The organism is Halohasta sp. A2, from assembly GCF_056175805.1.
This window is the reverse complement of the sequence record NZ_JAQFWV010000198.1, coordinates 1-511: the sequence shown is the minus strand read 5'-3', so window position 1 is coordinate 511 and position 511 is coordinate 1. Positions and strand designations below refer to the sequence as shown.

The following is a 511-nucleotide window of genomic DNA, read 5'->3' as shown; positions in this document are numbered from 1 at the left end:
GTATGTGTTTAGCCCGAGCTGATTTCGGTATTGTCTCGTAGGAAGCGTTCAACGGATGCGATATGAACAGACAGCAGAGGTTGGATGCGCCCCTTAGGGATGGGCTCCGCAGCGGAGCCCATCCCATTATCTCTGCTGTCACTACTGGTTGGTGGGGTCTGTGAACACAGACGATTTTACCAAAGACGAACTCCTTTCTCGGCTTCTCCAACTTGAGCAACGAGTTGAGGAGCTTGAACAGGAAGTTGATCAAAAGGACGAGCGGATAGACGAGCTCAAAATCCGCCTTCGCAAATACGAAAATCCGCATACACCGCCCAGTAAGCGACGGTCGGGGACGAACGAGTCCCCGACCTCGGAGGATGATGAAGACGATGATGTTCGAACCGACGGCGGCACTCCCGGGAGAAAGGACGGTCACGACCCGGAGTGGCGTTCAACGCCTGTGCCTGACCACGAGGTCGAGGTCACCTGTGAGTGCTGTCCTGACTGTGGCGAACACTTCGACGAG

Annotated in this window: 1 pseudogene; it reads left to right on the top strand. The window is 55.4% G+C overall.

Going from position 1 to position 511, the window contains the following annotated elements:
• Positions 1-160: 160 nt before the first annotated feature.
• Positions 161-511: pseudogene (locus O2S87_RS18760) on the top strand (IS66 family transposase); the annotation flags it as partial.